The sequence below is a fragment of the Actinoplanes sp. NPDC049118 genome, assembly GCF_040648555.1.
In the GTDB taxonomy this organism is placed as follows: domain Bacteria; phylum Actinomycetota; class Actinomycetes; order Mycobacteriales; family Micromonosporaceae; genus Actinoplanes.
This window is the reverse complement of the sequence record NZ_JBEZDY010000032.1, coordinates 65378-91054: the sequence shown is the minus strand read 5'-3', so window position 1 is coordinate 91054 and position 25677 is coordinate 65378. Positions and strand designations below refer to the sequence as shown.

General features: G+C 74.2%; 23 protein-coding genes and 2 pseudogenes. 9 read left to right on the top strand and 16 right to left on the bottom strand.

The window, feature by feature from the left end; all coding sequences use genetic code 11:
- Positions 1-27: 27 nt before the first annotated feature.
- Positions 28-1605, bottom strand: coding sequence for a phospholipase D-like domain-containing protein (locus AB0B58_RS36160; RefSeq protein ID WP_360233559.1), 1578 nt, complete (start codon positions 1603-1605; stop codon positions 28-30).
- A 223-nt stretch (positions 1606-1828) separates the two neighbouring features.
- Between AB0B58_RS36160 and AB0B58_RS36155 the strand changes: the two genes are divergently transcribed.
- Complete coding sequence (locus AB0B58_RS36155; RefSeq protein ID WP_360233556.1) at positions 1829-3256, top strand: hypothetical protein; 1428 nt, start codon at positions 1829-1831, stop codon at positions 3254-3256.
- Positions 3257-3526: 270 nt separating this feature from the next.
- Complete coding sequence (locus AB0B58_RS36150; RefSeq protein ID WP_360233553.1) at positions 3527-6382, top strand: LuxR C-terminal-related transcriptional regulator; 2856 nt, start codon at positions 3527-3529, stop codon at positions 6380-6382.
- Between the two features lie 28 nt (positions 6383-6410).
- Here the strand turns inward: AB0B58_RS36150 and AB0B58_RS36145 are convergent, their stop codons facing one another.
- From AB0B58_RS36145 to AB0B58_RS36135, 3 genes are all read right to left on the bottom strand, one after another.
- Entirely contained in the window at positions 6411-7382 is a 972-nt protein-coding gene (locus tag AB0B58_RS36145; RefSeq protein WP_360233551.1) for a pirin family protein, read from the bottom strand.
- A gap of 11 nt (positions 7383-7393) precedes the next feature.
- Positions 7394-7858, bottom strand: coding sequence for a MarR family transcriptional regulator (locus AB0B58_RS36140; protein WP_360233548.1), 465 nt, complete (start codon positions 7856-7858; stop codon positions 7394-7396).
- Between the two features lie 71 nt (positions 7859-7929).
- On the bottom strand, positions 7930-8535 hold the full coding sequence (locus AB0B58_RS36135) for an HAD-IA family hydrolase (RefSeq protein ID WP_360233545.1): 606 nt from the start codon (positions 8533-8535) through the stop codon (positions 7930-7932).
- A gap of 51 nt (positions 8536-8586) precedes the next feature.
- Here AB0B58_RS36135 and AB0B58_RS36130 point away from each other — a divergent pair, with 51 nt between their 5' ends.
- Positions 8587-9801 (top strand): ROK family protein, encoded by a 1215-nt coding sequence (locus AB0B58_RS36130; protein WP_360233542.1) that lies wholly within the window; start codon positions 8587-8589, stop codon positions 9799-9801.
- On the opposite strand, the gene AB0B58_RS36125 is transcribed toward AB0B58_RS36130, so the two are convergent.
- The 7 genes and pseudogenes from AB0B58_RS36125 to AB0B58_RS36095 all read right to left on the bottom strand — a co-directional run bounded on the left by AB0B58_RS36125 (position 9778) and on the right by AB0B58_RS36095 (position 15632).
- Entirely contained in the window at positions 9778-10200 is a 423-nt protein-coding gene (locus AB0B58_RS36125; protein WP_360233539.1) for a hypothetical protein, read from the bottom strand. The two genes, AB0B58_RS36130 and AB0B58_RS36125, sit on opposite strands and share 24 nt — an antisense overlap.
- A gap of 83 nt (positions 10201-10283) precedes the next feature.
- The gene (locus AB0B58_RS36120; protein ID WP_360233619.1) at positions 10284-10670 is read right to left on the bottom strand and encodes a Clp protease N-terminal domain-containing protein; all 387 of its coding nucleotides are present in this window, start codon (positions 10668-10670) and stop codon (positions 10284-10286) included.
- 45 nt (positions 10671-10715) lie between these two features.
- Positions 10716-10904 (bottom strand): annotated as a pseudogene (locus AB0B58_RS36115) (Clp protease N-terminal domain-containing protein); the annotation flags it as partial.
- A 1-nt stretch (position 10905) separates the two neighbouring features.
- Positions 10906-11142 carry a hypothetical protein gene (locus AB0B58_RS36110; RefSeq protein WP_023560874.1) on the bottom strand — a complete coding sequence of 79 codons (237 nt, stop codon included), beginning with the start codon at positions 11140-11142 and terminating at the stop codon, positions 10906-10908.
- Positions 11143-11262: 120 nt separating this feature from the next.
- On the bottom strand, positions 11263-12045 hold the full coding sequence (locus AB0B58_RS36105) for a VOC family protein (RefSeq protein ID WP_360233535.1): 783 nt from the start codon (positions 12043-12045) through the stop codon (positions 11263-11265).
- 157 nt (positions 12046-12202) lie between these two features.
- Complete coding sequence (locus tag AB0B58_RS36100) at positions 12203-13471, bottom strand: cation:proton antiporter (protein WP_360233532.1); 1269 nt, start codon at positions 13469-13471, stop codon at positions 12203-12205.
- Positions 13472-13520: 49 nt separating this feature from the next.
- The gene (locus tag AB0B58_RS36095; RefSeq protein WP_360233529.1) at positions 13521-15632 is read right to left on the bottom strand and encodes a SpoIIE family protein phosphatase; all 2112 of its coding nucleotides are present in this window, start codon (positions 15630-15632) and stop codon (positions 13521-13523) included.
- A gap of 538 nt (positions 15633-16170) precedes the next feature.
- Between AB0B58_RS36095 and AB0B58_RS36090 the strand changes: the two are divergent.
- A pseudogene (locus AB0B58_RS36090) lies at positions 16171-16851 on the top strand (hypothetical protein); the annotation flags it as partial.
- Positions 16852-17697: 846 nt separating this feature from the next.
- Here the strand turns inward: AB0B58_RS36090 and AB0B58_RS36085 are convergent.
- Positions 17698-18054 (bottom strand): DUF6401 family natural product biosynthesis protein, encoded by a 357-nt coding sequence (locus AB0B58_RS36085; RefSeq protein WP_360233527.1) that lies wholly within the window; start codon positions 18052-18054, stop codon positions 17698-17700.
- Positions 18055-18216: 162 nt separating this feature from the next.
- Here AB0B58_RS36085 and AB0B58_RS36080 point away from each other — a divergent pair, with 162 nt between their 5' ends.
- Positions 18217-18600 carry a hypothetical protein gene (locus tag AB0B58_RS36080; RefSeq protein ID WP_360233616.1) on the top strand — a complete coding sequence of 128 codons (384 nt, stop codon included), beginning with the start codon at positions 18217-18219 and terminating at the stop codon, positions 18598-18600.
- Positions 18601-18606: 6 nt separating this feature from the next.
- Here AB0B58_RS36080 and AB0B58_RS36075 read toward each other — a convergent pair whose 3' ends face one another.
- On the bottom strand, positions 18607-18813 hold the full coding sequence (locus AB0B58_RS36075) for a hypothetical protein (RefSeq protein WP_360233524.1): 207 nt from the start codon (positions 18811-18813) through the stop codon (positions 18607-18609).
- A 115-nt stretch (positions 18814-18928) separates the two neighbouring features.
- Here AB0B58_RS36075 and AB0B58_RS36070 point away from each other — a divergent pair, with 115 nt between their 5' ends.
- Positions 18929-19639, top strand: a complete 711-nt coding sequence (locus AB0B58_RS36070; protein ID WP_360233521.1) for a hypothetical protein — start codon at positions 18929-18931, stop codon at positions 19637-19639.
- A 94-nt stretch (positions 19640-19733) separates the two neighbouring features.
- Entirely contained in the window at positions 19734-21305 is a 1572-nt protein-coding gene (locus tag AB0B58_RS36065; RefSeq protein WP_360233613.1) for an NAD(P)/FAD-dependent oxidoreductase, read from the top strand.
- A gap of 6 nt (positions 21306-21311) precedes the next feature.
- On the opposite strand, the gene AB0B58_RS36060 is transcribed toward AB0B58_RS36065, so the two are convergent.
- Entirely contained in the window at positions 21312-21764 is a 453-nt protein-coding gene (locus AB0B58_RS36060) for an SRPBCC family protein (RefSeq protein WP_360233518.1), read from the bottom strand.
- A gap of 119 nt (positions 21765-21883) precedes the next feature.
- Here AB0B58_RS36060 and AB0B58_RS36055 point away from each other — a divergent pair, with 119 nt between their 5' ends.
- Positions 21884-23080, top strand: coding sequence for a glycosyltransferase (locus AB0B58_RS36055; RefSeq protein ID WP_360233515.1), 1197 nt, complete (start codon positions 21884-21886; stop codon positions 23078-23080).
- Here the strand turns inward: AB0B58_RS36055 and AB0B58_RS36050 are convergent.
- Positions 23077-23487: a VOC family protein gene (locus AB0B58_RS36050; protein ID WP_360233512.1), complete on the bottom strand. Its 411-nt coding sequence runs from the start codon at positions 23485-23487 to the stop codon at positions 23077-23079. The two genes, AB0B58_RS36055 and AB0B58_RS36050, sit on opposite strands and share 4 nt — an antisense overlap.
- On the bottom strand, positions 23480-24328 hold the full coding sequence (locus AB0B58_RS36045) for a helix-turn-helix domain-containing protein (protein WP_360233509.1): 849 nt from the start codon (positions 24326-24328) through the stop codon (positions 23480-23482). Before AB0B58_RS36045 ends, AB0B58_RS36050 begins: the two co-directional genes overlap by 8 nt.
- A gap of 125 nt (positions 24329-24453) precedes the next feature.
- On the opposite strand from AB0B58_RS36045, the gene AB0B58_RS36040 reads away from it, so the two are divergent.
- Positions 24454-25668: a methyl-accepting chemotaxis protein gene (locus AB0B58_RS36040; protein ID WP_360233506.1), complete on the top strand. Its 1215-nt coding sequence runs from the start codon at positions 24454-24456 to the stop codon at positions 25666-25668.
- Positions 25669-25677 lie beyond the last annotated feature (9 nt).

The window sequence follows — 25677 nt, the reverse complement described above, 5'->3', positions numbered from 1 at the left end:
ACGGCTAGTTCCGGGGTATGCCTGGCACTACCAGGTGCCGGCCCGGCGCTCCCGCCACGGCCGCCCGTCCGGGTCGTAGATCAGCCGATATGCCGGTACTGCCCAGAATCGCTGGTGCCAGGGGAGCCGCGTCGTGCGGTGCGGCACGAGCCGCCCCGGTGGGCGCGGTCCCCGCTCCCCGCCGGCGTGCCAGTCCCGTACGGCGTTCGCGCTCTCGTTGATCACCCGCAGGGCCGAGGCGGGATCGACAAGCTCTGTGTCGTCGGTGCGGTCCAGGTGTTCGCGCAGCAGCGCGAGCCGCAGGTCGCGGGCGTAGGTGCGGGCGCCGTCGCCGAGCCCGGCCGGATCCGCCGGTTCCCGCTCGTCGGCGGTGCGATCCAGCACGGCGCAGGACAGCTCGCTGTCGTGGGTCCACGAACGACGGTTGAAGTTGTCGCTGCCCGTGCTCGCCCAGACGTCGTCGACAACGCAGACCTTGGCGTGCACGTAGACGGGCGTCCCCTCGTGGTTCTCCACGTCGAAGACGTGCACCCGCTCCGGCGCGGCCCGGCGGCACAGCTCGATGGCCTGCTCGCGGCCGACCTGGTTGGGCGGCAGCGCGAACCGGCCGTCCACGTCCGGGTGGCGCGGCACCACCGCGATCAGATGCAGGTCCGGGCTGCCGTTGAGCGCGTCCGCGAAGAGCCGGGCGACCTCGGTCGACCACAGGTACTGGTCCTCGAGGTAGATCAGCCTGCGTGCTCGTTTGATGGCCTTCGTGTAGCCGCGGGCGATGCTCTGCTCACCGAGCCGGGCGAAGCCGTACGGCGGGCGCATCGACGGGTAGGTGCGCAGCACCTGGATGTCGTGCGGGCCGCACTCGGGCGGGTCCGGCGGCCGCGGCGGCAGGCGGTCGGCGCTCAGGTCGGCGTGGCGCAGCTTGTCCTGCAGCGTGGAGATCGGCCCGTGCTGGTCCAGCGGCACCCGATCGGTCCAGCGCTCCCGGAACGACAGATCCAGGGCGCCGACCACCGGGCCACGCAGCGCGAGCTGCACGTCGTGCCAGGGCGGGTTCCCGCCGTACGCCGAGGCCATCGCGACCGACTGCGGGTCGCCGCGGTGGTCCGCGTCGTCGCGCCGGCTGTGGCACAGGTCGATGCCGCCGGCGAACGCGATGTCCCGCTCCGGCGCGCCGATGTGCCGCAGAATGACCAGCTTCTGGTGATGTGAACCGCCGCGCCGGACCCGCTGGTCGAGCAGGACCTCCCCGCCGGCGGCCGCGATGTCTTCGCCGAGGTTGCGGTTCTCCTCCTCGCTGTACGCCAGCTTGTCCACATGCGAGCGCCAGAGCAGGCCCTTGACCACGACACCGCGCCGGGCCGCCCCGGCGAAGAGCTCGGCGACGGTCGGCCCGCCGTCGCGCATCCGCTCGTCGGGATCGCCCCGCCAGTCGGTGAAGAACAGGTGATCACCGTCACCGAGCGTCTCCACCTCGGTGACCAGCCGGTCGAAGTACGCGCTCCCGTGTATGAGCGGCTCGACCGTGTTTCCGGGGCACCACGCGGGTATCCGGGAGTCCGGGTTGCCGCGCTCGTCCGCGGACAGGAACCAGTCCTCCAGTGGCACGGTGCAGCCTTCCGAGGTCGACGTAGCCCCACGGTAGGCGCTCCGGTGGCCCGCCGCACCCCGAAGTACCCGGAAGCGAAACGCCGGCCGCCCGGCTCGTGCCTGTCCGAACAGGTCTGGACGCGATGTCGCGGATGTCCGGGGCAGTCGATACCGATCTGTTGCCGCGGAGTGACGGATAGGGGGCAGCGAGGGGTCGGCCGCCTAATCCATACTCGTCGTCATGACGGGGGATCCGAATATCAGCAGCGCCATCATCGAGGTCCCGCAGGCGGAAGCGGCCACCGGCACGACCAAGGTCGTCTGGTCGCCCACCCACGGCCCGCTCAACGTGGTGGTGCCCCCGGGCACCGTCGACGGCGCGGTGGTCTGGGTGCAGACCCCTACGGCCGGCAACGTGGCGGTCACCGTCCGGGTCTCGACGCCGTTCCCGCCGCCGCCGCCCTTCGCCGGCGTTCCCGCCTCCGGCCCGCCCGCGCCGGGCTACCCGCCGCCCGGTCAGGCGCCCGTCTCGGGTCAGCCTTTCCCGGGTCAGCCGCCGGTCTCGGGTCAGCCTTTCCCGGGTCAGCCGCCCGTCTCCGGTCAGCCCTTCCCGGGCCAGCCCTATCCCGGGCAGGCCTATCCCGGCCAGCCCTTCCCGGGTCAGCCGCAGACGTTCGCCGGGCCGCCGACGGCCAAGCCGGGCAACGCCCGGCGTAACTCGCTGATCGGCGGCGCGCTCGCCGTGGTGCTCGCGCTGGGTTGCTGCGGCGTCGTCCGCGTGTTCGCCGGCGGGGACGACGACGATCGGGCTGGCAAGCGCACCGGCGGCTCCTCGACCACCGCGCCGGCCACCACCGCCCCGCTCGCCCCGGAGCAATACGTACTGGCCCTGGCGTCCGCCGACACGGCCATCGGTTCGACCTTCGGCAAGCTCAACACCGCGGACAGCGCGGTGTTCGCCAAGGCCGCCCCGGCCGCCGCGGGCGCGATCCGCGCCGAGTCCGAGAAGCTGCGCGCGATCGAACCGCCCGCCGGCGCCGAGACGGCGCACGAGCAGTTGACACTCGAGCTGGGCAGCATGGGCGACATGATCGAGGAGTCCGCCTCGGCGAAGCAGGACTGCCCGGCCGCGTCGCCGTGGACGTCGCTGCTGCAGTCCGGCTGGGCCGAGGGGATCCGCGAGGACGCCAGGAAGCTCGCCGTCGCCGACCCGCAGTACAAGTTCGGCAAGTTCCTGCCGGCGGCGCCGAAGGAGACCAACCGGCGCCTCAAGACCGGCACGTTCGTCAAGCGTTCGAGCTCGAGCGGCCGCGGTCACCTGAAGATCAAGAACGGCCCCGACGACACCACGATCAGCCTGGTGCCGACCAAGGGCAAGAAGCCGAAGCCGGTCTTCACGGTCTACGTGCGCGCCGGCGGCACCTACACGGCCAAGGGCGTCCGCGACGGTACCTACCGGGTCTACACCGCGTCGGGTGCGGACTGGAACGCGGCGAAGAAGGGCTTCATGCGGGACTGCTCGTTCAGCAAGTTCGACGACACGTTCAAGTTCACCACCACGTTCACCTCTACGTCGGTCTCGGCCTCGATCTGGACGATCACGCTCAGCTCGGTGATCGGCGGCAACGCGTCGACGACCGACGTGGACCCGAACTCGTTCCCGAACTGAGCGGTGCGGCGGGCGCCCTGACGGACGCCCGCTTTCCGGTGGCGCCCCTGGGCGGGGGCGCCGCCGGCGGGCGAATATGCCGTTCGCACTATCCCGGTCGCGGATCGCCGCCGCTAGTCTCATTACCAGCGCCCGCCCGGCTGACGGCGTCCCCACGGCCCACGTACGTGTACCGCAATGCGGGTACTTACGGATGTGCGCGCCCATCCCCGCCTGACAGCGTGATCCCCGGACCGCGCCGGGTGGTCCAGTGGTGGGGGACAGGGACAGATGACCTGGAACGGGTCCGACGAGAAGCACGAGTACGGTACCGCCGCGATCCGGGAGCCCGAGCTGGGCGCGCTGCGCCGGGCGCTGGCCCGCTGCGGCCCGGCCGGCCGCTGGATCGTCGCCGAGGTCGCGGGCGAACCGGGCATGGGCAAGTCCACGCTCCTGGCGGGTTTCGGGCGGTACGCGGCCGACGCCGGATGCCGGGTACTGCCGTGGCGGGCCGGGTCCCCGGCGTCGTGGCAGCCGGCTCCCGGTGAGCCGGGCGCGCACGGCGGTCCCGGCGCCGGGCCGCCGATCTCGTCGCTCGCCGAGGTGCTGCGCTCGGTGGCGGGTCCGGGCGCCGGGCGTCGCCAGGTGCTGATCGTCGACGACGTGCACCGGGCCGACCCGGCCTCCGCGGAGCTGCTCGCCGAGCTGGTGCGGCACCCGCCGCTCGGCCCGGTGCTGCTCGTGCTCGCGCACCGGCCGCGGCAGCTCACCGGCGACCTCGCCGCGGCGCTGGCCACGGCCGCGGACGCCGGGGAGGTTCGGCGGGTCGCACTGCGGCCGCTGACCCCGGCCGAATCGGCGACCCTGCTGCCGCCGTCGACGCCGCCGCACCGGCGGTCCGACCTGCACGAGGCGGCCGAGGGCAACCCGCTCTACCTGCTCGGCTCAGCCGGTACGCCCGGAGCCGTGCCGAAGCGCGTCCTGGCGGCCCTTGAGCCGGAGCTGCTCGCCGGCTCCCCGATCGAGCGGCTGGTGGTGTGGTCCGCCGCGGTGGCCGGTGACCCGGCGGATCCGGAGCTGATCGCCGCCGTCGCCGAGTGCGATCCGGCGGCGGTCTACCGCGCGCTGGACCGGATCGTCGCGGACGACCTGCTGCGCCCGGCCCCCTCCGGCGCCGGATTCCGCTTCCGGCACGAGGTGGTGCGGGCCGCCGCCTACGCGTCCGCCCCCTCGGGCTGGCTGCTGGCCGCGCACGGCCGGGCCGCCGCGGCGTTGCGCGACCGCGGCGCCGCCGCGGCCGACCGGGCCGATCACCTCGAGCGCTGCGCCGCACCGGGCGACGAGGACGCCGTCGAGACGCTGAGCCGGGCCGCGGCCGGCGCCGCCTACCGGGCGCCCGCCGACGCGGCGCGCTGGTTCACCGCGGCGCTGCGGCTGCTGCCGGTGGGGCCGGCGACCGCGGAGCGGCGTACCCGGCTGCTCCTGCGGTGTGCGCGGGCGCTGGGCCTGGCCGGGCGGCACGGCGAGAGCCGCGCGCACCTGCACCGGCTGCTCGCCGAGCTGCCGGCCGCCGATGCCGGCCGCCGCGCGGAGGCGGCGGTGCTCGCGGCGCGTGCGGAACGGCTGCTGGGCCGGCATGCCGAGGCCGACGCCCTGCTCCGCAGCGAACTCGGGGCGCTGCGCGCCGCCGTCGCCGCGGGCCCCGGACCGCACGCCGCCGGCTCGGAGCCGGACGCCTCGGAGCCGGACGCCGAGCTGGCCGGCGCCCTGGCCGCGGGCGCGATGCTGCGCGGGGACGCCGCCACGGCACGGCGGTGGTCCGCCGAGGTCCTCGACCACGCCGTCGGCGGCGCGCCCCGCATCGCCGCGTCGGCGCTGCTCGCGCTGGCCGATCTCATGACCGACCCCGCCGGGCCGGCCGATGCCGGCCCCGATAGCGACGGTGCCCGCTCCGGGGTCGCCGCCCGCCTCGGTGGGTCTGCGGATGCCGGCCCTGATAGCGACGGTGCCCGCTCTGGGGTCGCCGCTCGTCTCGGTGGGTCTGCGGATGCCGAGCCTGATAGCGACGGTGCGCGCTCTGGGGTCGCGGCCCGCCTCGACGAGGCGGCCGACCTGGTCGACGCCATGGTCGACGACCGGCTCGTCGCCGTGCTGGATGACGTCCGCTGGCTGGCCGAGGCCGAGCTGGCGGCCGAACGGATCGGCGACGCCCTGCGGCACACCGACCGGATGCTGGCCGTCGCCGGGGGGTCGAACCGGTTCGACATCCTCGCCGCGCTGCACGGGATCGCCGGGCGGGCGCGGCTGCTCGGTGGCGACCTGCCGCGTGCCGCGGAGAGCCTCGACCGGGCGGCCGCCGACGCCCGGCGCAGCGGCAGTCCGGCGCGGCTCGCCGAGGCCACGGCGTGCCTCGCCTGGTCGTCGCTGTGGCAGGGGGATGCCGCGGCCGCGGCGCGGCTCGCGGAGCGGGCACACGAGCAGGACGGCGCGGTCGCGTCCCGGCTGGTCGGCGGCGCCGCGGTGGGGGACTGGGTGCGCCTCGGCGACGACGCGAGCGCCGCGGACCGCCTCGGTGGCGAACTGGAGACCTCCGGCGGCGATCCGCTGGTGCGGGTCCGTTGGCTCGAACTGGCCGCGATGACGTGCGCGGACCGGGGGTTCGCGACCTCCGCCTCGGCCTGCGCCGCGTCGGCCCGTCGCCTCGCGGCGGGTTCGCCGGGCCGCCGGGTCCGGGGCTACGCGGCGCTGGCGCAGTCGCACGCGCTGCTCGGCGCCGATCCGGCGGCCGCGGCCGATGCGGCCCGGCTCGCGGCCGACCTGCTCGCCGCGGCCGGAGATCAGCTCGGCGCGCGCGGTGCCCGGCTGCGGCTGGACGCCGCCCTGTCGGCGCCGGACGACGGCGCCAAGGCCGGCGGGCTGGCCGCGCTGACCGCACGGGAGACCGAGGTCGTCACCCTGGTCGCCGAGGGCCTGACCAACAAGGAGATCGCCCACCGGCTCTACCTCAGCCCCGGTACGGTGTCGATCCACGTCGGCCGGGTGTACGCCAAGCTCGGCGTCTCGCGCCGGGCCGCGGCCGCCGCCCGGCTGGTCGGAGCCGGACTCGCCGGGCCGGGTTCGGCGAGCGAGCCGGGCGCCCGGGGATGATCGCGGGCCCGGTGACCGGCCCGCGCCGTCAGTCGGCGTGCGGGAGGCGCTCCGCCGGGATGACGCCCAGGCGGCCCTTCTGGTAGTCCTCGAACGCCTGCATGAGCTCCTCGCGGGTGTTCATCACGAACGGGCCGTACTGGGCCACCGGCTCGCGGATCGGCCGGCCGCCCATGATGAACAGCTCCATCGCCGCGACGTTCGAGTCCTGGGACTTTCCGGCGGCGACCCGGATCGTGTCGCCGGCGCCGTGCGCGGCGAGCTGGCCGATCTGGATCGGGCGCGCCTCCACGCCGACCGTTCCGCGACCGGCGAGCACGTAGACCAGCGCGTTGTAGTCGGGCTGCCAGGGCAGGTCGAGCTGGGCGCCCGGCTGGAGGGTGACGTGTGCGAGGTTGATCGGGGTGTGGGTTGAGCCGGGGCCGGCGTGCCCCGCGATCTCGCCCGCGATCACCCGGATCAGGCTGCCGCCGTCGGGCGTGGTCAGCAGCGCCGCCTGGTTGCCGCGGATGTCCTGGTAACGCGGGGCGATCATCTTCGCCGCCCGGGGCAGGTTCACCCAGAGCTGCAGGCCGTGGAAGAGCCCGCCGCTGGTGACCAGCCGCTCCGGCGGGGCCTCGATGTGCAGGATGCCGCCGCCCGCGGTCATCCACTGTGTGTCGCCGTTGGTGATCGAGCCGCCGCCACCGTTGGAGTCCTGGTGGTCCATCTGGCCGTCGATCATGTAGGTGACGGTCTCGAAGCCGCGGTGCGGGTGCCAGGGCGTGCCCTTGGGCTCGCCGGGCGCGTAATCGACCTCGCCCATCTGGTCGAGGTGGATGAACGGGTCCAGCTCGTTCGTCGGCACCCCGGCGAAGGCGCGCCGGACGGGGAAGCCCTCGCCCTCGTAGCCCGACGGCGCGGTGGTGAGCCGGTGCACGGGCCGGTAGCTGGTCGTGGCGGGGTCGGGCTGCGGCAGGCGCGGCAGGACCAGGACGTCGTCGACGGTGATCGCGGGCATTTCTCTCTCCCTCAGGCTGTGACCGGCAGCGAGCGCAGTCGCGGACCCAGGCGCCCGAAGACGCGGGTGATGGTGGCGATCTCGGCGTCGTCGAGGTCGTCGATGAACGTTTCCCGCACGGTGGCGAGATGCAGCGGCGCGGCGGCGGTGAGCGCGGCCAGCCCGGCGTCGGTCAGGACGGCCTCCTGGCCGCGCCCGTCGTCGGAACAGCTCTGCTTGCGGACCAGACCGCGCTTGACCATCGAGGTGATCTGGTAGGTGCACCGGCTCGGCGAGAAGACCAGCCGGTTGGCGAGCTCACCCATGCGCACCCGGTGCCCGGGCGCCTCGGAGAGCACCACCATGACGTGGAAATCCGACATGCTCAGGCCGGTGGTGGCGCGCAGGTCGTCCTCGAGCCGTGTGTGCAGCGCCCAGCTGCTCTCCACGAAGGCTCGCCAGGCCTGTTGCTGGCTGTCGCTGAGCGGTCGGGTCATGCTGTCGACGGTAACTCTTTCAAATCTGAAATACCACCGATACGGCGGTGGCGGCCGTCACGGTCCTCCCGTCAGGGGTTCAGCAGCCGGTGCAGCCGGGTGAGGTCCTCGATGCGCAGGTCGCCGTCGACGCCCTTGAGCGCGGCGACCTTGGCGCCCGCCGCCCGGCCCGCGGCGACGCCGACCTCCGCGTCCTCGACGACCAGGCAGCGCCGCGCAGCGACGCCGAGCAGTTCGGCGGCGCGCAGGTAGCCCTCCGGATCCGGCTTGCCGGCCCGGACGTCCTCGACCGTGACCAGTACGGGCGCCTCGATGCCGGCCGCGTCCAGCCGGGCCTTGGCCAGCCGCAGGTCGGCGCTGGTCACGACCGCCCACGGCAGTCGCAGGGCCGCCAGCAGTTCGTGCGCGCCCGTGGTCGGCACGACGTCGGACAGGTCGTCGTACTGCAGCTCGAGCTGGCGGGCCGCGGCGCTCGCCACGCCGTCGCCGGCCAGGCCGGGCAGCATCAGCCGGACCGTGCGCTCGGCCGGTGCGCCGTGCGCGACCGCGAGCACCGCGTCCGGATCGACGCCGTACTCGCCGGCCCAGGTCCTCCAGGCGCGTTCGACGGCCGCGTCCGAGTCGACCAGGGTGCCGTCCATGTCGAAGAGCACCGCCGCGATGATGGTCAGGTCCACGTCGTCCTCCAATATCCTCGTACTGCGAGGATAAGAGTGGGGGTGCCGGTCATGCCAGGTCCGATCCGCCGCCGGGCCGAGCAGGCCCGCTGGCACACCGCGTCCCAGGTGCTGGCCTGGCTGCGGGAGAATCCCGGCGGGACCCGGGCGGCCCTGGCCCGGGACCTGCAACTCGCCAGCGGGCTGGCCACCGAGCTGACCGGGCGGCTGCGCGCGCTGAGCCTGCTCGCCGAGACGCCCGCGCCGCCGCAGGGCCGCGGGCGGCCGACGACGATCCTCGGCCCACACCCGCAGGGGCCGGTCGTGCTCGCGGTGGACGTCCGGATGGCCGACTGGCGGTACGCGGTGGCGGGGCTCGACGGCCGCCCGTACGACGTGACCGGGGCCCGGCACGCCACCCGCGACCCGGCAGCCGTGCTCGGCTGCGTGCGCCGGGCGCTCGAAGCGGCCCGCGCCCGGTACGGCGACCGGCTGCGTGCCGTCGCCGTCGCGGTGGCCGGGACCATCCACGACGGCAGGCTCGCCCAGTCCGCGACCCTCGGCTGGCGCGACGTCGACCTGACCGTGCTGACCGCGGGAACCACGCTGCCCCTGCTGCCCGGCAACGACGCGATCCTGGCCGGGGTCGCCGAGGCCCGTACCGGTGCGGCGGTGGGTGCCGGCGCCGCGCTGCATCTCATGGTCGAGGTGGGCATCGGCGGGGCGTTCACCGTGTACGGCCGGCCGGCGACCGGCGCGCACGGCGCCGCGGGCGAGTACGGGCACCAGCCGTACGGCGATCGCGCTCTGCTCTGTCCCTGCGGGGCGCGCGGCTGCTGGGATCTCGACGTCGACGGGCGCGCGCTCGCCCGGCACCTGGGCGAACCCGCACCGTCCGACCCCCGCGGATACGCCCGGCAGGTCCTGGACCGCGGCGACCCCGCGGCCCGGCGGGCGCTGGAGACGGTCGCCGCCGCGCTCGGCGCCGGCATCGGCGCGCTGGTCAACGTGCACGACCCGGACACCGTCACGCTCGGCGGGCTCGCCGCCCCGCTGCGCGCCGCCGCGCCCGGCACGTTCGCGCGGGCGTACGACCAGGGTCTGATGGCCTTCCATCGTGGACAGCCGCCGCCGGTGGTCGACGCGGCGCACGGCGACGACGGCGCCCTGCGGGGCGCGGCGATCGTGGCCCTGGACCACGTGACCAGCGAGGCGGCGCTGGCGCAGTGGTCGGCCCGGTCCGGCGGTCGTGGTGCCCGCGGGTCAGGAGCGGTAGTAGACGCGTAGCTCGAAGCCGTCGGTGCGGTACCGCCAGCCCAGATCGTCGACAGCGCGCACCTCGGTGCGCCCGGCGAGCCAGTTGGCGGCCATCGCGAGCACGTCCGCGGGCGTGCTCCCGGTGAACACCCGGCGGCGGGCGAGATCGTCGGCGAGGGCCGGCGCGTGCCGCGGGTGGTTCCGCGCGGTCAGCGTCGGCTCCGGGCCGGTGACCACGGCGGTGGCACCGACGGCCTCGCCGTCGATGACGCCCTGGATGAACCAGTCGTTGATCGACTCGTCGTGCTCGACACTCCACCCGCTGATCGGCCCGATGTCCGAGGCGATGGCACGCTTCGCGTTGTCGAGCGCGGCGTCCAGGGTGGGAAGATCGATGTCATCGCCGTTGTACTCGACGCGGTAGTTCATCGTGCCTCCAGCGGTCGCCCAGGTCGCCGGTAATACCCAGGCGACCGCCGGAATAGGCATGTCCTGCCGCTCGGATCCCGGGCTCAGGCCGCCTGGTCCCGCACGGAGCGGGTGACGTCCTCGCGCAGCCGGGCGAGATCGACCTCCGCATCCGTCAGGATCCGCACGGCCAGGCCCTGCCCCTCGCGCAGGATGCCGAGCATGATGTGTTCCGGGGCGATGAAGTTGTGCTTCAGGCGGATCGCTTCGCGCAGCGAGAGCTCCAGGACCTTCTTGCTCCGGGGCGAGAACGGCGTGTGCCCGCCGCCGGTGAAGCGGCCGAGCAGGCCCCGGCGTTTCGGCGGGGCGTTCCGCGGCAGGCGCAGCGCTCCCGGGCCGAAGTTCTCCTCGATGGCCCGGCGGACCGCGTCCAGGTCGATGCCGATCGCCTTGAGGGCCGCCGCGTCCTCGGCGTCCGCGTCCGCCAGCACGTCCCGGTACGGCGATGCGCCGCCGTCGACGCGGCGGACGATCTCGGCCCGGACGTACGCGGCGTCGATGTTCCGCTCCCGCAGGGCCGGCGCCGAGGCGACCGGGCCCGTCTCGTCCGCCAGCAGTGACAGCAGCACGTGCTGCGTCCCGATCGGGGCCTGCTGTAACTCGCGGGCCTCCTCCTGGGCGCGCACGACGACGTTTCGCGCTGCGTGGGTGAATCGCTCGAACATCTCAGCCCTCCCGTGGGTCCTGCATCGGCACGCGGCCGGCGTGCTTCTTGTGGACGCCCTGGCGCGTCACCTCTAGGGCGTCCGCGATCTCCTGCCAGGACCAGCCCTTGCGGCGGGCGTTGGCCACCTGGAGGTGCTCGAGGCCCTCCAGGAGGCGGCGCAGCGCCACCACCGCGCGCAGGCCGACCCGTGGGTCGGCGCTGCCCGCGGCCGCGGCGAGATCGGTTGCTTCGGTCATGCTGTCAACCTACGTTGACACGGACGGCCTGTCAACTCTGGTTGACACTCGGCGCGGCACACGGAGAAGGCGCCGGACCCGGGGTCCGGCGCCTTCCACATTTCCCGATCTGGGGTACCGCTACGCCCCGAACGTCAGCTCCATGCCGGCCGCGGGGGTGAAGGACATGCTGAGCTCGACCGGCAGGGCCGCCGGCGCCGCCACCGAGAACGGGACGCCCCAGGGGTCGAGCAGCTCGGCGTAGCTGCCGAAGCCCATGTCCGTCGGGCCCGCGATGATGCCGCCGCCGAGGCTCCGGCACAGCTCGATCGTCTCCGCGCAGTCCGCGACCTGGAAGGCCGCGCGCCACCAGTTGCCGCCGCGGCTCGGCGCCAGGCCGGCCATCGCGTCGTGGGCCGTGGTGATCCACTCGCCCCGGGTGCCGTCGCTGCCGTACTCGTCGCGCAGCAGCCAGCCGAACGCGCGGCCGTAGAAGCCCGCCGCCGCGACCGCGTCGTCGGTGAGCAGCTCCGGGAAGGTCATCGTGCCCGGCTCGCCGCCCACCTGGGCGCCGGTGAAGTCGCCGCTCTCCCAGAGGCCGAGCAGGGCGCCGGCCGGGTCGGCGATCAGCGCCGAGCGGCCGCCGTGCCCGTCGGCGGGCGGGGAGACCAGCCGGCCGCCGGCCTCACGGACCCGGTTGATCGACGCCTCGAGGTTGTGCTCGGTGAGATAGGTGAGCCAGCCGACGGGGCGGTCGGCGCGCGCCCGGGTCAGGCCGGCCGCGGCGCGCCCGCCCAATTTGAACCGGTCGCCGGCCGCCTCCCAGCCGAAAAGGCCGGCATAGAAATCCGCTGCCCGGGCGGGATCCGCACTCGCCAGTTCGACCCAGCAGGGGGTCGCCGGCGCAAAGCCCCGAATTCGCATCGGCCGCACCTTTCCTGTCGTTCCATCGTGGAATCTCGGCCTTGGGGGAGGTGCCGATCACCTTACAGGTATGAATACGCTCTGCCACCATGCCCGGGTTCAATGTCCTAAATAAACTACGAACTCGCGGGGCATGCATTACTCAGAGTTGCGATCATTACTGAGCGTGGCGCTCTTCCGGGGTCCGGGATCGTTCGTTGGACCTATCCAAAAGCCGCATCACCGGCGTGGCCGCAACGCCGTGCAACACGACGCTCACGACCACGACTAAAGCCACTGTCGCCCATATGACATCCACGTTCGGGAACGTCGCGTGGCTCGTCGCATAGGCGAGGTAATAAAACGAACCAATGCCGCGGATCCCGAACGCGGCGATCACCCAGTGCTCGGCCGTGCGGCCCGGAGCGCCGCGTAACGACAGGAAGCCGGTCACCGGGCGGATCAGGAAGATCAGCGTAAGGCCGGCGAGGGCGGCGGGCCAGGTCAGCGGCGTCAGTAGGCCGCCGACCACGGCTCCGCCGAGCAGCAGGAGCAGTAACACGGTCAGCAGCCGCTCGATCTGCTCCGCGAAGTCGTGCAGCACTTGGTGGTACTCGTGCGAGCGCTGCGCCGACCGGATCGCGCGCGCGGCGATGAACACGGCGAGGAAGCCGTACCCGCCGATCACCTCGACCAGCCCGTACGCGAGGAACGTTGCGGCCAGCGCGAGGAAGCCCTCCGCGTGACGGGCCAGGCGCAGCTCGCGGCTGGGCGCCTGGAAGAAGAGCTTGCCGAGGAGCTTGCCGATGACCAGCCCGCCGATCACACCGACCACGCTCTTGTAGAGCACGTCGACCAGCACCCACTCGGCCAGCCAGCTCTCGTGGGTCACGGCGGCGCCGGCCATCGCCAGCGCCGCATACACGAACGGGAAGGCCAGCCCGTCGTTGAGGCCCGCCTCCGAGGTCAGCGCGAACCGCACCTCGTCCTCGGAGTCCTCCTCGTCGGTCGGCTCGCCGACCTGGACGTCCGCGGCCAGCACCGGGTCGGTGGGTGCGAGGGCCGCACCGAGCAGCAGCGCCGCCGCCGGCACCAGGCCGGCCCACCACCAGCCGAGCAGCGCCACCGCCGCGATGGTGACCGGCATCGCGACGGCCAGCAGGCGCCACGTCGACGACCAGCGGCGGCCGGCCAGCGGGCGGTCGATCTTCAGGCCGGCGCCCATCAGGGCGACGATCACGCACACCTCGGTGAGGTGCTGGGTCAGCTCCGGGTGGGCCACCGGATCGATCTTCGGCAGGCCCAGGGGCAGCGCGAAGACGAGCATTCCGAGGGCGAGGAAGGCGATGGGCATGGACAGGGGCCGGCGTTCGAGCACGCGCGGGAGGATGCCGGCCAGCAGGGCGGCCACGCCGAACAGGGCGAAGAGAAGATCGGACAGCTGCACGGCAGGCAGACTGCCCCGCCAGGGGGCGAAACATGCGGCGCGGCGCGACTCAGCGCGGCGGGATGAGCATCTCGAACCAGACCGTCGAGCCGCGAACGGTCGGGTCGGTGCCCCAGGTGTCGGTCAGCTCCTCGATCAGGCCCAGGCCGCGGCCCCGGCTGCTGAGCGTGTCCGTGCGGGCCCGGGTGACGCTTCCCCGGGTACCCGTGTCGGCCACCGACACCAGCAGGCGCTCCGCGCTCAGGTCGATGTGCACCTGGGCCGGGGTGCCCGCGTGCAGCAGGGCGTTCGTGGTCAGCTCGCTCGTGCACAGGATCGCCGCGCCGATCACCGGCTCCGGCACCGACCACTCGCGCAGGCGGGCCGACATCCACTGCCGTACCCGGCTCGGGCCCGTCGGCTCGGCCGCCACCAGCATCGTCGCCGAGCGGCTCAGGGTCACCGCCCGCTCGACGGCCAGCACGGCCACGTCGTCGTCGGTGCGGCCGGCCACCGCCGCCGTCGCCAGCGAGCACAGGTTGCGCGGGTCGCCGCTGGTCGCCGCCGCGGCCGCGGCCACCAGATCCGCGAGGCCGTCGCTCAACGGCCGGTGGCGGCGCTCCACCACGCCGTCGCTGAACAGCAGGATCGAGTCGCCCGGCTCCAGGCGCAGGGACGCCGTCCGCCACTGCCCGCCGAGGCCCAGCGGCGCGCCCGGCGGCACCCGGACGAGCTCCGCGGTCGCCGGCCCGCCCTCCGGGTCCGAGCGGCGCACCACGGGCGGCGGGTGGCCGGCGCTGGCCACCGTGATCGTGCCGTCGGCGGGGTCCAGCACCCCGTAGACGACGGTCACGAAGATCTCCTCGTTGCGCGACTCCGCGCCCAGCGAGGTGACCAGCCGGTCCAGCCCGGCGAGGACCGTGCCGGGCGCCGGGTCGGTGAGCGCCAGCGCTCGCAGCGCGGCCCGGACCTGGCCCATCACGGCGGCCGCCCGGACGTCGTGGCCGGCCACGTCGCCCAGCACCATCGCCAGGCGGCCGTCGGCGAGCTCGAAGGCGTCGTAGAAGTCGCCGCCGGCCGCGTTGCCGTCGACGCCGACGTCGTAGCGGGCCGCGATCCGGAACCTCTCCAGCTCCGGCAGGTGCTCGGGCAGCATGCTGCGCTGCAGCAGCTGGGCCGTGCCGTGCTGCGCCTCGAAGCGGCGGGCGCGCTCGGCGGCCTGCGCGACCAGCTCGGCGGCCGCGTAGAGCAGCGCCCGCTCGGCCGGCAGCCAGGTGTGCGCCGTGCGGTAGCCCATGGTCAGGGCGCCGACCAGCGAGGCCGTGCGCAGCGGCATCGCCGCCAGGGCCCGGATGCGGCGCTCGTGCCGGTCGGTAGCGATCTTGGCGAGGGGGGAGCCGTCCGGCTGGAACAGGGGGCGGCCGGTCTGTGCCGCGGCGACCAGCGGCGACGCCGGGTCGCTGCCGATCCGCTTCCACAGCGGGGGCAGCCGCTCGTCGGCCTCGTCCATCATCTCGCCGCGGATGCGGCGCACGTAGCGGAACTCCGGCCCGTCGTCGACGGCGAAGACGCAGTGGTCCACGTCGAAGGAGGTCATCGCGTACGCCAGGACGACCCGCGCCACGTCGTCGATGGTCAGCGCCGCCGCGAGCTTGGCGGTCAGGTCGCCCAGGCTCTGCAGCCGGCGGGTCACCTGGGTGGTCTCGGCCGCCACGGTGAGCACCCCGACGACGGTGCCCTGCGCGTCGCGGACCACCGAGTGGCCGCGGGTGAACGAGGCCTGCTCGACCTGGCCGGCGCTGCCACGGGCCACCGCCACCTGCGTCTCGGCCTCGAGGAACGGCTGGCCGGTGCGGTAGACGTCCTCGATGACACCGCCGACGCCGGGCGCCGGCCACAGCTCGCCGAAGACCTCGGCGGCGGGGCTGCCCAGCGCGGCGGGATGCCGGGCGCCGAGCAGTTCCGCGTACGCGTCGTTGTAGACCAGCACGTGGTCGTCGCCGTAGGCCAGCGCCATCGGCACCGGCGAGGCGAGGAGCACGTCGATCGTCGCGCGGACGACCGGATCCCAGGCCTCGGCCGGCCCCAGCGACGTGCCGCTCCAGGGGTGGACGCGGACCCGGGCGGCGCAGTCGGCGGGAGGCCCCGCCGGCGCGCCGGTCTGGTTGGGCAGCGTGGTCATCGCTGAAGGGCTCCCCATGCCGACCATGAGATGAGCGTAGCCCGCCTCGGCCGTTCGGACGATGGGGGCACCATACGGTCGTCCGATTATGACCGGTACGCGCAGGTGAGATGGGTGTGCCGCTCGTGACCCGTCCCCGCGAGATCTTACGATGCGTGGTCCGGGTGTGCGGGATCCGGTCCCGGTGCCCTCGATCCTCGCCCGTCAGGCGGCGGCGTCCCTCGGGCCCTGCGTCGTGGGGCACGTCGCTGAGCTGCGACGATCCGCTCCGGAGCCGGCGTGCGTCCACGGACCGCCGCCGCCGGCCGGTGTCCTCGCCCGGCCACTGTCCGCAGTGCCGGCCTCGGCGGCCCGGCGGCCCGCGGTGTCGCATATTCGACAGGGGCCGGGGGCGCCGGACTCCATGATCGACTTTCGCAACGCACCCGGCCGGGTTCGGAACGCCGGCCCCGCCGACCTGCGATCAGGCCCGGGGCGACCTATGGTCGGCACAGCCGGCATCGATGCCGGGCGGGTAGCGGGCGTTGGAGGAGAGCGGATGACCGGGCCCGATCTGAGCGATGCGCTGAGCGACATGTGGCGTTCCGTGTTGTTGTTCGTGCCGATCGCGCTGGCGTTCATCGCCATCCTGATCATCGGCTACGTGCTGGCCCGGATCGTGCGCACGGTGGTCGGCAAGACCCTGCGGCGGGTCGGCTTCGACCGGGCGGTCGAACGCGGCGCGATCGGCCGGGCCCTGGGCGGCCGGGTCGAGCCGAGCGACCTGTGCGCCAAGATCGCCTTCTACGCGGTGCTGCTCTTCGCGCTGCAGCTGGCCTTCGGCATCTGGGGCCCGAACGCGGTCAGCGACCTGCTCACCGCGCTCGTCGCCTGGCTGCCCCGGGCGTTCGTGGCGATCGTCATCATCGTGGTCGCCGCGGCGATCGGCGGCGCCGTCCGCGACCTCATCGGCAGCGCGCTCGGCGGGCTGCCCTACGGCCGGGTGCTGGCGCAGGCCGCGTACTGGCTGATCGTGGCGCTCGGCGTCATCGCCGCGCTGGAGCAGGTCCAGATCGCCACGGCGGTCACCCAGCCGGTGCTCATCGCCGTGCTCGCCACCGTCGCGGGGGTGCTGATCGTCGGGGTCGGCGGCGGGCTGATCCGGCCGATGCAGCAGCGATGGGAGGTCTGGCTGGAGCGGGCCGGCGCCGAGTCGGCGGCGATCCGCGAGCACGCCCGCAACTACGCCGACGAGCGGGCCCGGGCGGCCGCCGAGAAGAAGGCGGCCGAGGAGGCCGCGGCGGCACGCGCGGCCGAGGAGGCGCGGCTCGCCGAGCAGGCCCGGATCGCCGAAGAGGAGCGCGTCGCCCGGAAAGAGGCCCTCGCCGAGACCGCCCGGCTGGCGGCGGAGCGCGAGGCGGCCGAGGCCGAGCGGCAGCGGGCGCTGGAGGCGCAACGGGCGGCGGCCGAGGCGGAGCGGCAGCGGGCGGCGCGGGCGGCCGCCGTGGAGACGACACAGATCATCCCCCTGCAACAGAGCGGCGGCGAGGACGACCGGCCGCATCCGGTACCCGGATTCGGCGAACCGGAGCCGCTCGTCGCCGGCGCGGAGACCACGACCCGGCTGACGGTCGGCGCAACGGCACACACCGGCCCGGAGGCGGATCCGGACACCACGGCGGACGTCGGTGGCGGCCCGGCGCGGGCGGCCGATGATCCGGATGCCACCACGGATGTGAATGCCGGCGCGCGGGCGGCCGATGATCCGGACGGTGCAGACCAGGGCGAGCCCGGCCCCGGCGACGCGGCCCGTGCCGATGCCGCGACGCCGGCGGCGGGCGGTAAGACGGAGGACTCCGACGCCACCGTCGACATCGCCGCGGATCCGGAGACGACGGCGATCATCCCGGAGAGCGAGCGGCGGCGGCGGACGCCTCCCCGGCAGGGCGGATCCGGCGAGGAGGAGAAGACCCAGGTGATCCGGACGCAGCAGCCCGGCGACGGGACGTGAGCGAAAGGGCCGGCACCGGGAGTCCCGGTACCGGCCCCAGAACGGTCGGTATGGCCTGTCAGCGGTGTGCGGCGTTCAGCGGCTCTCGGGCAGCGTGCGGGCGAGCGAGCAGACCGCCAGCAGGCGGCTCAGCACCCAGTCGTGGTCGGCCCAGTCCACCGGGCCCGCCGGCGGGCGCCAGCCGTGCTTGAAGGCGGCGTCGCGGACGCCCTCGGCGTACGCGGCGAGAATGACCGCCGTGAGGGGGCGGACGTCCGACGACAGGCTGTCGCGGACGCCGGCGGCATGCTGGTCGACGAGGGCGAGCAGCCCCGGTGACTCCGCCGCGGCCGCGAGGCCGGAATTGCCGACGGACTTCATCAGCTCCTCGAGGCAGGCATGGGCGGAACGCAGGGCAGCACGGGCGGCAGCGCCGCTGAACAGGCCATTCATGAGCGGAACGTTAGGGATGCTGGGGTATGCAACGGTTTCCCTGACCGGTGCAGCTCGGTTGAACTCCGGCCGGCGGGGGAAGCCGGGCACCGGACCCCGGCGGTGACGGAGGCGGTTGTGACGCACGAGGGACCCGACGACGCGCACCGGCGCCCGGAGGGCATGAGCGACGCGACGGTCGAGGCGCTGGGCAAGCTCAGCGAGGCGCTCGAGGTGGTCGAGCGCGTCCGCGGGTGTCTCTACGAGGTGCACCAGCTGACCGGGCAGGCCGACTTCAAGCTCGACGAGGCCGTGTCGCTGTTCATGCAGGCCGGGCAGGCCGGGATCGCCGAGCGGATCCAGCGGGAGCTCATCGGCCGCAACATCGTGCCGGGGCACTGGACGTTCCAGCTCGTCGAGGAGTTCGACGACGGCTACTACGCCGACTTCCGCGCGGTGGAGCGGGACGCCCGCGACGAACTGGCGGGCGGCCGGCGGCACCTCTACGAGGCCGAGCTCAAGGAGCGGCGCCGCACCCACGGTCGCAAGGGCCACGAGGCCCGCTGACCGCACCTACTCGGCGGCCTCGGCCTCCGGGCGACGGCGCTGGGCGTCGTCCGCCAGGATCACCGTGGCGACCACGAGGGCGACGACGACGGCGAAGAGCCAGGAGGCGTCGTCGACCAGCCGGGCCGCGATCGGGGCCTGGAAGGCGGCGAGCAGAAAGCCCAGCCAGGCGAAGCGGCGCTGACGCTCGGACAGGAAACCGGCAGAACGCATTCGGACAGTCTCACCGGAATTGGACGCTTCGCCGTCACCCTTTCGGCCGATCTCGGGTTGTCCGATGGTGCCCACTGCGCAGCGTCGTCGTCGCTCAACGGCCGGTACGCGACCCTTGTTTCTGCTGGTCGCGGGCCTGCTGGCGAGCTTCGCCGTGGCCGGTTGCTCGCCGGTGTCGACGCTTGGTGCGCGACAGATGCCGGCCGAGGACGGGCCGCAGCAACATGTCCTCGCGGGAGCCCTGCACGGCCGCAAGGGCGCCTTCCTGATCGTCCGGGACGCCGCCTCCCGGGTCGAGGTGCGCCTCGCGGACCTGCCGGGACTGCTCTACCGGATCAGCACGCCCGCCGACTCCGGGCTGGCGCCCGCGGTCACCGGCACGCCCGGCCGGGTGCGGCTGGGGCTCCGGCCGACCGGCGCCGACGGCCCCGACACGGTCGAGATCCTGCTCAACCGGGCCGTGCGCTGGGACATCCGGCTGCCGGCCGGCGCGGGCGAGCAGCACCTGGACCTGGCCTCGGGGCGGATCCGCCGCGTCGAACTCGGCTCGGGGACCGGCCTGGTGAGCATGCGGCTGCCGCCGCCGCGCGGCACGGTCCCGATCAAGCTGACGGGCGGCGTCGGCGAGATCGCGGTGGCCATTCCGGCGGGGACGCCGCTGGGCTTCCGCCTGCGCGGTGGCGCGGAGCTCGTGGCCGTGCCCTGGACGCGCCGGGCGCGGGCAGAGGCGGGGGTGCTGGTCGCGCCGGCCGGCTGGGTCACCGCCCGCAACAGGTACGCGGTGGACGTGGAGTCCGAGGTCGGCACCGTGACCGTCTGGGGCTGACCCGGCATCCGCCGCACCCGTGTTTGCGCCGAAATCGGCGGGGTACGGCGAGCGGGACGAGAGGCGGCTGGTCGCGGTGGAGCGTGCGGATGCGATGGTCATCGGAGCGGGGCACAACGGCCTGGTCGCCGCGAACCTGCTCGTGGACGCGGGCTGGAGCGTGGAGGTCCTCGAGGCGACCGCGCGGCCCGGCGGCGCGGTCCGCTCCGGATACGTCACGGCACCGGGCTACCTGAGCGACCTGTTCAGCTCCTTCTACCCGCTCGGCTTCGCCTCGCCGGTGCTGAAGGGGCTGGAGCTGCAGGAGCAGGGTTTGGAGTGGACACACGCCCCGGACGTGTTCACCCATCTGCTCCCGGACGGCCGGGCGGCCACGGTGACCCGGGACCTGGAAAGCACCATGGCCTCGATGGAGCGGTTCGCGCCGGGCGACGGTGAGCGCTGGCGGCACGCGTACGCGCAGTGGCGCGACATCTCCCCGCAGCTGTTGAAGGCGCTGCTCCAGCCCTTCCCGCCGGTGCGCCCGGGCCTGGACCTGGCCCGGCGGCTGCGGGTCGGCGGCTCGTTGCGACTGGCCCGCCGGCTGGTGCTGTCGGCGCGCGAACTCGGCTCGGAGCTGTTCCGCGGCGAGGGCGCGCGGCTGGCGCTGGCGGGCTGCGCGCTGCACACCGACCTGTCGCCGGAGGACGCGGGCGGCGGCGTCTACGGCTGGCTGCTGGCGATGCTCGGCCAGGAGGTCGGCTGGCCGGTCCCGGTCGGCGGCGCCCAGGAGATCACCTCGGCGCTGGTCCGGCGCCTGGAGGAGCGGGGCGGGCGGATCACCTACGAGACCCCGGTGACCCGCGTGCTGGTCGCGGGGGGCAGGGCGATGGGGGTACGGACGGCGGACGGGCGTGACTGGCGCGCCCGCCGGGCGGTGCTCGCCGACGTCCCGGCGCCGACGCTCTATCTCGACCTGGTCGGCGCCCGGTGGTTGCCGCCGCGTGTCGCGCAGGACCTGGAGCACTTCCGCTGGGACGGCGCGACGGTCAAGGTGGACTGGGCGGTGAACGGCAGGATGCCGTGGAAGAACCCGGCCGCGGCCGGTTCCGGAACCGTGCACCTCGGCGCCGACCTGAACGGGCTGACCCGGTACGCCGCCCACCTGGCCACCGGGGAGACGCCGCCACACCCGTTCCTGCTGCTGGGCCAGATGACGACGGCGGACGCCTCACACTCGCCGGCGGGTACGGAGTCGGTCTGGGCGTACACGCACCTGCCGCACCGGGGGCGCTGGTCCGCGGACGAGATCGCGGCACACGTGGCCCGCATGGAGGCGGTGCTCGAGCAGTACGCGCCGGGCTTCGGCACGATGGTCGTGGGCCGCAACGTGTTCTCCCCCGCCGACCTCGAGCGGGAGAACCCGTCGCTGGTCGGCGGGGCACTGGGCGGCGGGACGGCGGCGGCGTTCCAGCAGCTGTTCCTGCGGCCGATCCCGGGCCTCGGCCGGGCGGACACGCCGGTGGAGCGACTGTTCCTGGCGAGCGCGTCGGCGCATCCGGGCGGGGGAGTGCACGGTGCGCCGGGTGCCAACGCGGCCCGGGCGGCGCTGGCCCGGGACCGCGCGCTGACCGGGAGGCTGTATCAGGCCGCGATCAGCGCCGCCCATCGAGCGGTCTACCGCTGACCCGGCTCAGGCCGCCGTCCTGCCGGCCGCGCGGGTGGCGATGTCGGACAGGCGGCGCAGCGACTCGATGTTGCGGCGGTGCAGCACCAGATCGTTGACCTTGTTGCGGACCCAGAGCAGGGGTCCGGCCTCGAAGTCCTCCTCCATGGTGACCCGGGTCGCGCCGGCGTCCACCGGTTCCAGTACTAGCTTGACCCGGGCCGAACCGAGCGGCCACAGGCCCGCGATCAGCGTCAACGACCTGTCCTGCTCGACCGCGACGACCGTCGAGCTGTCGTGCAGCGACAGCGGCCACGGGCCCGCCTTGTGGTGGAGCTCCGCGCCGACCTGCGGCCAGTGCGGATCTACGTCCCTGATGTGTACGGTGCCGACCACCCAGTCGCTGTAACTCCAGCCGTCGGCGAGGACGGCAAAGACGCGCTCGGGTGGGGCCGGGACGGTACGCTGCACGATAGCCACGAGGTGTGACATACCCGGCACGACGATGTTTACGCTTCTGGGTGAAGGGCAAGTCTCGCCGCGTAGTGCAGCCTCAACTCCGGTCTTCTCCCGGAACCAAGCTGTCGGAGGAGGACCCTGTGCGCATCGCCATGATCTCCGAGCAGGCGAGCCCGCTGCCCACCGGCGACACCGGCGCGCAGCAGCGTCACGTCGCCGACCTTTCCACCGCGCTGGCCGCCGCCGGCCATGACGTGCGGGTGTACACCCGCCGCGACGATCCGGGCCTGCCCGCGATCGTGAAGCTGGGCGAGGGCGTGCACGTCGTGCACGTGCCCGCCGGCCCGGCGCGGGTGCTGCCGGCGGAGCGGCTGCTGTCGCACATGGGCGATTTCGCGGAGTGGCTGCGTACCGAATGGCGGGGGACCGGCTGGGTACCCGAGGTCGCGCACGCGCACTTCTGGACCAGCGGCCTGGCCGCGGTCACCGCGGCCCGGCGGGTCGGCATCCCGGTCGTGCAGTCGTTCCACGAGCTCGGCGTCGCCGAGGCCGCACACGACGGGCCGTCGCGCAACGGCTACGAGCGCGCCCTCGGCCGCGCCGTCGACCGGGTGGTGGCACAGAGCCAGGACGAGGCGCGCGGGCTGGTGCGCATCGGCGTACCCCGGACCCGGCTCACCGTGGTACCCGCGGGCGTCGACAGCGAACGCTTCACCCCCGAGGGGCCGGCCGCCGAGCGTGACCCGGAGCGGCCCCGCATCCTGTCCGTCGGGCGGCTGGTCGAGCGCAAGGGCTTCGGCGACGTCATCCAGGCTATGCGCTACGTGCCCGGCGCCGAGTACGTCGTCGTCGGCGGCCCGTGCGCCGAGCAGCTCGCCGCGGACCCACAGGCCAAGCGGTTGCGCGCCATCGCCGAGCACTTCCGGGTCGCCGACCGGGTCCGCCTCGTCGGCGGCGTGCCGGGCGCCGAGATGCCGCGCTGGTACCGCTCCGCCGACCTGCTGGTGGCGGCGCCCTGGCAGGAGCAGTTCGAGCTGGCCCCGCTGGAGGCGATGGCCTGCGGCCTGCCGGTGATCGGCACCGCGGTCGGCGGGCTCAACGAGACCGTCGTCGACGGCCTCACCGGGGACCTGGTGCCGGCCCGCGACCCCCGCGCGCTGGGCGGTGCCCTGCGGCGGCTGGTCAACGACAAGGTCCGGCGATTCGCGTACGCGACGGCGGCGCTGGACCGGGCCCGGCAGGCGTACTCGTGGAAGCGCGTCGCCTCCCAGCTGGGCTCGGTGTACGCGACCGTCGCCGGTCGCCGTTCCGGCGAGGGTGCGGAGGCGGTGGCCTAGCGGGGCTCGCCCCGGTAGGTCCCGAACGACCACAGGTTGCCCTCCGGGTCGCGTGCGGCGAAGTCCCGCGAGCCGTAGTCGGTGTCCGCCGGCGCCTTGATGATCGTCGCCCCGCACTTGCGCGCCCGGTCGTGCAGCCCGTCCGGGTCGTCGGTGACCACGTAGGCGCCGAAGGTGCCGGGTTGCAGCGCCCACGGGTCGTCCGGGTCGTCGCGGTGCGAGCCGAGCATGATGCCGCCGCCGAGCGGCCAGGCCAGCTCGGCGTGGTGCACCCGGTCGCCCTCGCCGTGCACGGCGGTCTCGGTGAAGCCGAACGCGTCGACCAGGAACCGGATCAGGGCGCGCGCGTCGCGGGCCCGCAGCGTGGGCCACACCTGGGGAGGGGGCGCCGTCTTCGTCTCAGCCATGTGACCCATCCTCGTCGCGCCGGCCCGGCCGGTCTTGGACGAATGTGAACTCGTCGGCCAGCCATCGCGACGGCGAGCAGCCGGCCATCGCCCGGAACTCACGGTTCAGGTGTGCCTGGTCGTAGTAGCCGGCGTCGGCGGCGAGGTCGGCGAGCCGGGTCCGCGGGGTGAGCCGCCGCCGGGCCCGGTCGAAGCGGACGACCCGGGCGGCCTCCTTGAGCCCCAGCCCGGTCTCGACCCGGAACCGGTCGGTGAGATGGCGGGGGCTCCAGCCGACCTCGCCGGCGAGTTCCCGCACCGGCAGGTTGCCGCCGGTCGCCAGCAGCCGCCCGAAGGCGTGTATCACGTCGGGATGAACCTCGGCGGCGGCGCGGCGGGCGAGCGCGAGCAGCGCGGCGTCCAGCGCCGCGAACCGGCCCGGCCAGTGCGGTGCCGCCCGCAACCGCTCGCGTACCTCCTCGGCACTGAGCGCCCCCAGCACGTCCGCCAGCTCGAGGTCGAGGCCCGCCAGCTCGCCCGCGGGCAGGCCGAAGAGGGCGCGGCACCCCAGCGGATGCACGGCGACCTGCACGCCGGACTGCCGGCCGCCGTGTGCGATCAGGGCCGGGGTCAGATGCAGGCCGCCGACGAGCGCGTCGTAGCGCCCCGGCGTCTGCCGCCGGTCGGGGTGGGCCCGCACGACGAGCGGGTCGTCGAGGGTCAGGACCAGCGTCAGGTAGGGCGAGGGCAGACCGCGGTGTGTGACGGACGGCACGCCGACCTGGCGCCAGCCCGCATAGTGCGCGACATAGGGCCGCAGCGCCGCCGACGGCCGGGCCCACGCGGACTCGTCCACCACCATGTTCCGAGCATCTCACCCGCGCGGGGTGCGGCAGTCCCGGAAAACCCTCACGTGCACCCCGTACCGGCCGACCTGATCCTTCAGGCCCACCTCGGGCCTGCTACCCGCTGTCGAATGGTGATCAGGTGAAGTTCTCGAACCTCAAGGTCGGACACAGGCTCGGTGCCGGCTTCCTCGTGGTGATCCTCTGCATGGTCGCGCTCACCGCGGTCGGGGTCTCCCAGGTCAACAGGATCGGCGCGGGGCTGACCGCGGTCAACGACCTCGACGGCACGCAGCAGGCCGCGACGGCGCAGGCCCGCGACATCGCCGACGGCTTCCTGACCACGATGGTGCTCGGCTGCCTGCTGGCGGCCGCCGTCGCGGCCCTGGTCGCCTGGCGGATCACCCGCAGCATCACCCGGCCGCTCGACGACGCCGCGACCGTGCTCGCCGCGGTGGCCGACGGAGACCTGACCCGGCGGGTGAACGTGACCTCCACCGACGAGGTCGGCCAGATGGGCCGGTCGGCGAACGCGGCCCTGGCGTCGATCAGCAACGTCATCACCGAGCTGACGCACAGCGCCGAGGGGCTCGCGGACACCAGCCGCCGCATCGGTGGCCTGTCCGGGCAGATCGCCAAGGGCGCGGCGGAGTCCTCGGCGCAGGCGAACGTCGTCGCCGGCGCCGCGCAGGAGGTCTCCCTCAACGTGCAGACCGTCGCGGCCGGTGCCGGTGAGATGGGCGCCTCGATCAGCGAGATCTCGCACAACGCCCACGAGGCGGCCACCGTCGCGGCCACCGCCGTCTACACGGTCCAGACCACCACCGACACGGTGTCCCGCCTCGGCGAATCCAGCCGCATGATCGGCGACGTCGTCAAGGCCATCACCAACATCGCCGAGCAGACCAACCTGCTGGCCCTCAACGCCACCATCGAGGCCGCCCGGGCCGGCGAGGCCGGCAAGGGCTTCGCCGTCGTCGCCGGCGAGGTCAAGGACCTGGCGCAGGAGACCGCGCGGGCGACCGAGGACATCTCCCGGCGGGTCGAGGCGATCCAGGCCGACACCGCCAGCGCCGTCGCCGCCATCGCCGACGTCACCGAGGTCATCACCCGAATCAGCGACTACCAGACCACGATCGCCTCGGCGGTCGAGGAGCAGACCGCGACGACCAACGAGATGAACCGCAGCGTCGGCGACGCCGCCGCCGCGTCCGAGCAGATCGCCGTGAACATCGGCAGCGTGGCCGACGCCGCCCGCGACACGACCGCCTCGGTCGACGAGTCCCGGCGCGCGGCCGGCGAGCTCGACGAGTTGAGCCGCTCGCTGCAGACCCTGGTCGCCGGGTTCCGCGTCTGAGCGCAGGCC